Source organism: Roseomonas rosulenta, assembly GCF_016106005.1.
GTDB classification, from domain to species: Bacteria; Pseudomonadota; Alphaproteobacteria; order Acetobacterales; family Acetobacteraceae; genus Neoroseomonas; species Neoroseomonas rosulenta.
In genome coordinates, this window is sequence record NZ_JACADR010000247.1 from 1 (window position 1) to 6,661 (window position 6,661).

Sequence of the window (6,661 nt, forward strand, 5' to 3'; positions counted from 1 at the left end):
CACGCCTGCCTGTCCGGCGACGCGTCGCCCCCTTGGCGCCGCGGCTATCGCGTGCCGCGCGGAGGCGCGGGCAGGCTCTCGGACTGCACGCGCGGCGTGGTGGCGGGGCCGGGGCCGGGCGTGATCACCGCCTGCGGTGCCGCAGAGCCCTGCGGCTGTGGCGCCGGCGTGGCCGCCGCCGGGGCCTGTGCGGTGCGCATCAGCGCCGCACGCAGCGGGTCGGAGGCCGGGTTGTGCGCCTCCATCCCCACCACGACTTGGCGCGCCGAGACGTCACGGCCGAAATACGCGCGCATCGCCGCGCTGCGCGCCGACAGGATGTTCCCGTCGAGCGACACCCCGGCGAACAGCCCGCGCGCCCGCGCGATTGTGACGATGTCCGCCCCCACCGCCGCGGTGGTGGACCCGGCGATGCCACGGCCCAGCGTGCCGAGCGCCACCCCGGCATCCCCGCCGATGCGGAACTGGCTGTCGAGCACGGCATCGAGCGCCTTGTCGTTCATGATCAGCATCACGACTTGCGCGTCCTGCACGCCGATCTGGAAGCCGATCGACCCGCCGCCCATGGTGTAGAAGGCCGGCGAGGACCACGACCCGCCGCCGTCGCGCGCGACCAGCACGCAATCCCCGCCCTGGCCGGCGATGACGAAGCCGCCGCGGATCACCCGCGGGCAGATCATGGCCGCGCGGGCGCGGCCCAGCAGCGAGCGCGCATCGGCGCTGAGGTCGCCGATGTCGAAGACCTCGGCCAGCGAGAGCGTGGCGCGGTCGACCAGCGACTGCTCCTCTCCTTGCGCGCGAGCGTCGCGCGGGCCGAGCGCGAGGCCGAGGGCGGCAAGCGCGAAAATGGCGAGACGGCGCATGAGGCGAACCTCCCAAGCCTTTGAGTGAACGCTGTTCTAGACCTCGGCGCAGGGCAAGACAAAGGTTTCGCGATGGCGGAAGCGTGAAGTGCCGGCATCCCGGCCGGGCGTCACGCCGCCGGCGGCGTCCAGGGTTCCTCGTTCACCGCGGCCACCCGCCAGTCGGGGCCGTGCTTCTCGATGCGGGTGAGCGAGAGGTTCTTGACGGAAAAGACGAAGGCCTGGTCCGGCGTCAGGCCCATGGCATGCGCCAGCGCGGCGCGGATCGACCCGCCATGGGCAATGATGACGACGTCCTGGCCTTCCAGCAGCGTCGCCATGCGCTCGAGCACCCCGGCAACGCGGGCCTGCACCTGGCGGAAGGATTCCCCGCCCGGCGGGTGTTCCTCGCCGGCATGGGGCCAGAAGGGATGGGCCGGGCGGGTGAGCAGGGCGGGCAGCGCCTCGTGCGGGATGCCCTGCCAGTCGCCGAGATGCTGCTCGGCCAGGTCGGGCTCGGTCTCGAGATCGGTGGCGGGGTAGCCGGCGGCGAAGACGGCGGCGGCCGTGGCCCGCGTGCGCGAGAGGTTGGTCACGCACCAGCGCGCCGGCTGAGGCAGGCGATGCGCCAGCCAGCGATACGATGCGGCCTCCTGGCGCAGCGCCAGGTCGCACAGCGCGACATCCATCGAGCCATAGAGGACGGCGCGGGCGGAGGGTTCCACCAGGGCGTGGCGGACCAGGAAGAAGCGGGTGGGGGTCACGCGCTGCCCTCTACGGCGGAACGGTGCCGCTGGCCAGACGGCGCGATGCACGGGAGGATCGCCCCATGGACATCGCGATCCACACCGCCTGGACCCCTGGTGCCATCGGCGACATCGCCGCGCTGCACGCCCGCACCTATGCCGGGACCCACGGCTTCGGCGCCTTCTTCGAGGCCAAGGTGGCGCGCGAGCTGGGCGATTTCCTGCTGCGCCTCGACCCCGCGCGGGACCTGTTCCGCTGCGCCGTCGCCGATGGACGGGTGCTGGGGTCGATAGCGCTCGACTGCGGCGAGGACCCGGCGAGCGCGCATCTGCGCTGGTTCATCCTGGACCCGGCGCTGCGCGGGCAGGGGCTCGGCCGGCGCTGGCTTGAGGAGGCGATCGCCCAGGCGCGGCGCGCCGCGATGCCGGAGATCCACCTCTGGACGCTGGCGGGCCTCGACGCCGCTGCGCGCCTCTATGCGGCGGCGGGCTTCGTGCCGGACCGCGAGGTCACCGCGCAGCAATGGGGCCGCGCCGTGACCGAACGGCGCCTGGTGCTGCCGCTGCCGCCGGCACGGGGCTGACGCCGGGTCACTCCGGCAGGCCGGCCTTGCGCAGGCCCTCGGCCAGCACGGCGAGGCTCCTCGGACCCCACGGTGCGCGATCGTGAAGGTTGGAGAGACGCAGGCCTGGATCCTGACGACGCAGCGCCGCAAGGGCCTCCCTGGCTTCCTCGGCCTGTCCCGCAAGCCCACAGGCAGCGGCCGCGACGCGGAGAGCGACGCCGTAATTCGATTGGCGCAGGGCGGCCCTCGCGGCCCAGCGACGCGCTTCGTCGAAACGGCCCGCCAACAAATGCGCCGACGCGATCCCTCCCTGGAAGAGAAACATCCGCGGGTCCATCGGGCTCAGGCGCATGCCGCGCGCGATCCGCTCGATCGCCGCCTCGGGCTCGCCCTGCCAGACCTTGATGAGGCCGCTGGAGAACCAGGCCACGGCGAGGTTGGGATCGAGCGCGAGGGCCTCGTCGATGAGCTCCGCGCCGGCGTCCATGTCGCTGAAGCGGGCAATGATCTGACCCGCATGGCGCAATGCCAGCGCATCGTCCTTGCCCAGCTTCACCGCGCATTGCGCCAGACGCAGTGCTTCCGCCACCTCGGCCGGGCGGTCGGTCATCCATCCGTTCGAATCGAGCTGGTCGTACGCAACCGCCGCGGCAGCGTAGGCCAACGCGTAGTCGGGATCGATCTCGATGGCACGGTGGAACAGCTGCAGGGCCTCGGCGACCGCCTCCCGTGACCACTGGCGAAGCCCGGCAACCCCGCGCAGGTAGCAGTCGTAGGCATCCAGGCTGACGGTCGGCTTCTGGCGTGCCCGGGCGATCTCCGCCGTCTCGAGCTGCGGCGCGAGCATGCCGACCACGACGCCGCTGACCTCGTCCTGCAGGTCGAAGACGTCTTCGATCAAGCGGTCATAGCGATCGGACCACATTTGCGCGCCCGTGATCGCGTCGACCAGCTGCACGCTGACCCGCAGGCGACTGGCGGACATCTGGATGCTGCCCTCGAGCACGTAGCGCACGCCGAGCTCGCGCCCGACCTGCCTCATGTCGACCGCGCGCCCCTTGTAGGTGAAGGTGGAGTTACGCGCGATGACGAAGAGCCACCGCTTGCGCGACAGGCTGGTAATGATGCCCTCGACGATGCCATCGGCGAAATGCTCCCGCCCCTGATCGGCGCTGAGGTTGACGAAGGGCAGCACCGCAATGGAGGGGCGGTCCGGCAGGGCGAGCGGCGCGGGATCGGCACCTGGCCGGTCCTGATCCGGCGGGGTCGGGCTCTCCAGTGTGGCGGTCGGCGACGCAGCGGCGACGGCCTTCTCTGCGGTGCGCTCCGCCGCGGCCGGCGCCGCCGGGGACAGGCCGGCGGCGCGGCGCCAGGCCGTGTCGAAGTCCATCAGCTCCCGGACCTGCGGGACCGGATCGCGGCCGACCAGACGTGCCACCTCGAGCAGGACCCGGTCGAGCAGGTGGCTGCGCGGCTCGCCGTCCCAGCCCGAGAGGTCGATGCTCTGCAGCGTGCCGAAGCCGAGCGGCGGTTCCACGCGTGCAAGCCGCACCGGGATCATCCTGCCGAGGCGCTTGGCGAGATTCGCTTCCTCCCGCACCCAGTCGCTGGTGACCGACCGCTCGCACCAGACCACCAGCGTCGCCCGCGCGCTCCGCAGCTCACGCTCGATCGGTTGCGGGAAGCCTTCCCCTGGGACCAGCGCGCGGTCGAACCAGACCGAATAGCCGTTCAGCTCCAGGACGCGGGCGAGTTGCTCCACCATATCGCGGCGCTGCGACTTGTAGCTGATGAAGACATCCGCCATGGGCGCTCCGTCCGCAAGGCCGTCCTTCCGCCCCGGGGGAAGGCCCGATCCTCGGGGCGCCGGCGCTTCAATGTAGCGCAGTGCGGGGCGCCGGGGCGACAGTCTCGGCAGCCCTGCGACCGCGGGTGGATCACTCCCCGATGTTGAGCAACGCGCCGCGCACCCGCGCCTGGTGGAACTGCCACAGGAACACCCAGGCGGCCCCCGCCAGCCAGACGCCATCCAGCGCCACTGCCCAGGCCAAGTGGTCCCAGGCGATCCGCCCGTCCACCAGCGCGGCGCGCATGCCCTCGAAGACATGCGCCGCCGGGATCGCGAGGGCGACGGGCTGCAGCCAGCCCGGCAGCACCGCCACCGGGTAGAATACCGCGGCGAAGGGCGCGAGGCCGAACATCACCCCCCAGGCCAGCGCCTCCGCCCCCGCGCCGTGGCGCAGGATCAGTGCGGTGACCGCCAGCGCGACCGACCAGCCCATTGCCATCAGCGCCGCCATCCAGGCCACCAGCACCGGCCCCATCGACCAGATGCCGAAGCCGTACAAGGTGAACGCCAGCACCATCGCGGCACCCACGCCGATGGCGGTGCGCAGCACGCTCATCGCCGCGAGCCCGGCCACCAGCTCCCAGGGGCGCAGCGGCGAGACGAACAGGTGCCCGAGGTTGCGCGACCACACCTCCTCGAGGAAGGAGATCGCGAAGCCCATCTGACTGCGCAGCGTTACCTCCCAAAGCAGCACGCCGCCGAGCAGTACGCCGGCGGCGATGGTCGCGCCCGCAGGCGCGCTCATCCCCGAAGGCGCGGCGTTCTGCTGCACCCCGGCGAGGTAGGCAGTGACGAAGCCCCAGACCACCATCTGCAGCACGGGCCAGTACATGAGCTCGAGCACGCGCGGCCAGGAGCGGCGGTAGAGCGCGAGGTGCCGATACATCAGCCCCCAGATGCGGCGCAGCGAGCCGCCCTGCGCGACCGGCGCGATCACGCCACGCCCTCCGCCCGGGCGCGCCCGCGGGCGATGTCGAGGAAGACCTCCTCCAGGTCGTCGCGCCCGTACTTCGCCAGCAGCGCCGCCGGGCTGCCCTCATCGACCATGCGCCCGCCCTTGAGCATGAGCACGTTGGAGCACAGGCGCTCGACCTCGGCCATGTTGTGGCTGGCCAGCAGGATCGCGGCACCGCTCGCGGCGCTGTAGCGCTCCAGCGTGCTGCGCACCCAGTCGCCGGTGTCGGGGTCGAGGCTCGCGGTCGGTTCGTCGAGCAGCAGCAGCGCCGGGCGGTTGATCAACGCCTTGGCGAGCGCCACGCGCGTCTTCTGCCCCGCGCTGAGCTGCCCGGCCGGGCGGCGCAGGAAATCGCCGAGCGCGAAGTCCTCGACCAGCTCGGCGATGCGCCGCATCGTGTCCGGTACGCCGTAGAGATGCGCGTAGACGCGGAGACTCTCCTCGACCGTCAGGCGATGCGGCAGGGCGATGTAGGGCGAGGAGAAATTCATCCGCGCCAGTGCGGCGAAGCGATCCCGCGCCATGTCGTGGCCAAGCGCGACGACGCGCCCCGCGCTCGGCACCAGCAGGCCGAGCAGCATGGCGATGGTGGTGGACTTGCCCGCGCCATTGCCGCCGAGCAGCCCCCAGGTCTGGCCGAGCGGGAGGGTGAAGGTCAGGCCGTCCACGGCGGGCGGGGCGCCGGGCGCATAGGTCTTCGACAGGCCTTCGACCAGCAGCGCGGGCGGTTCCATGCCGCACATATCGGGGTCGGCGCGTGCCGCGCCAAGACGAGTGTATTTTGCGTCCCTCAGACGGCGGGCGGCCGGCATCCGCCGGCCTTGCCTTCGCGCCATGCGCTGGTGTGCCCTGCGCGGCTGAGGGTCTAGGCGCGGTCGCGCGGTGCGCTCCCGGATCGCGCGGGGCGCGATCCGCTCGGGTGGGTGGGGCGGCGTGGCATCATCCCGCCGGCCGGCGGTTCTCGATCAGGCGGCCCTGGAACAGCGTGATGCCCATCTCCCAGCCCCAGGCGATGGCGGCGGGGCGGTCCACGCCAGCCAGCACGACCGATTCCGCTTCGGCCGGCAGGGCGGCGCGCAGCGCCTCGGCGCACGGCGTGCCGAGCGCTGGCAGCGCATCCGACCAGCGCAGCCGCACCAGCGGCGTACCGGCACGGGCCGGGGGCAGCGCCAGCAACGTGCCCGGCGCCGTTGCGTCCAGCATCGGCCGATGGCCGCGCAGCAGCAGCACCTCCCGCGCGAAGGCGAAGCCGGCCGGGTCGGTGGCCATGTCCTCGGCGGCGATCGCGACGGTCAGCGCGCCGCGCAGCGCCGCCGGCCACATGGCATCGAGGCGCAGGAATTCCGGCGAGGTGACCGCGTCCAGGCCCAGCGTGAGCGACAGCGGGCCGAGCCCGCGCAACTCCTCCGCATGGGTCAGGCCCGCCAGCAGCCGGGCGTCGAGGCTGCGACGGAAGCGCCGGGCGAGCCAGGGCGTGCGCGCCAGGTCGCAGCCCGGCAGCAGCGCTGCGCAGACATCCTCGAGCGCGACGCGGCGGTCCTCCCAGAGCGGTTCCGGCGCGCCGCCGCCGGGCACCAGGCGGCAGACCTTGCGCCGCCGCAGGAAGGCGGTCACGTCCGCCGAGAGCAGCGCACGCTCCGCCGCCCCGATCGCCGCACCGTCCGGCGCGCGGCCCGCCACCGGCGCCGGTGCGGCGCGCATCG

At 72.8% G+C, this 6,661-nt stretch carries 7 protein-coding genes; 1 reads left to right on the forward strand and 6 read right to left on the reverse strand.

Annotated features, from left to right (window positions below):
- Nucleotides 1-44: 44 nt before the first annotated feature.
- The gene (locus tag HW578_RS20960; RefSeq protein ID WP_198372659.1) at nucleotides 45-863 is read right to left on the reverse strand and encodes a lipid-binding SYLF domain-containing protein; all 819 of its coding nucleotides are present in this window, start codon (nucleotides 861-863) and stop codon (nucleotides 45-47) included.
- A 110-nt stretch (nucleotides 864-973) separates the two neighbouring features.
- A complete protein-coding gene (locus tag HW578_RS20965; RefSeq protein ID WP_198372660.1) occupies nucleotides 974-1,606 on the reverse strand; it encodes a histidine phosphatase family protein in 633 nt (210 codons plus the stop codon).
- Between the two features lie 65 nt (nucleotides 1,607-1,671).
- Here HW578_RS20965 and HW578_RS20970 point away from each other — a divergent pair, with 65 nt between their 5' ends.
- Complete coding sequence (locus HW578_RS20970; protein ID WP_198372661.1) at nucleotides 1,672-2,172, forward strand: GNAT family N-acetyltransferase; 501 nt, start codon at nucleotides 1,672-1,674, stop codon at nucleotides 2,170-2,172.
- 7 nt (nucleotides 2,173-2,179) lie between these two features.
- Here the strand turns inward: HW578_RS20970 and HW578_RS20975 are convergent, their stop codons facing one another.
- The 4 genes from HW578_RS20975 to HW578_RS20990 form a co-directional block, all read right to left on the reverse strand.
- Nucleotides 2,180-3,961: a TIR domain-containing protein gene (locus HW578_RS20975; protein WP_198372662.1), complete on the reverse strand. Its 1,782-nt coding sequence runs from the start codon at nucleotides 3,959-3,961 to the stop codon at nucleotides 2,180-2,182.
- 130 nt (nucleotides 3,962-4,091) lie between these two features.
- Nucleotides 4,092-4,940 (reverse strand): ABC transporter permease, encoded by an 849-nt coding sequence (locus HW578_RS20980; protein WP_456308292.1) that lies wholly within the window; start codon nucleotides 4,938-4,940, stop codon nucleotides 4,092-4,094.
- Nucleotides 4,937-5,692, reverse strand: a complete 756-nt coding sequence (locus tag HW578_RS20985) for an ABC transporter ATP-binding protein (protein ID WP_198372663.1) — start codon at nucleotides 5,690-5,692, stop codon at nucleotides 4,937-4,939. Before HW578_RS20985 ends, HW578_RS20980 begins: the two co-directional genes overlap by 4 nt.
- A 205-nt stretch (nucleotides 5,693-5,897) precedes the next feature.
- Nucleotides 5,898-6,661, reverse strand: a 764-nt coding sequence (locus HW578_RS20990) for a hypothetical protein (protein ID WP_198372664.1), incomplete at its 5' end; no start/stop codon positions are given.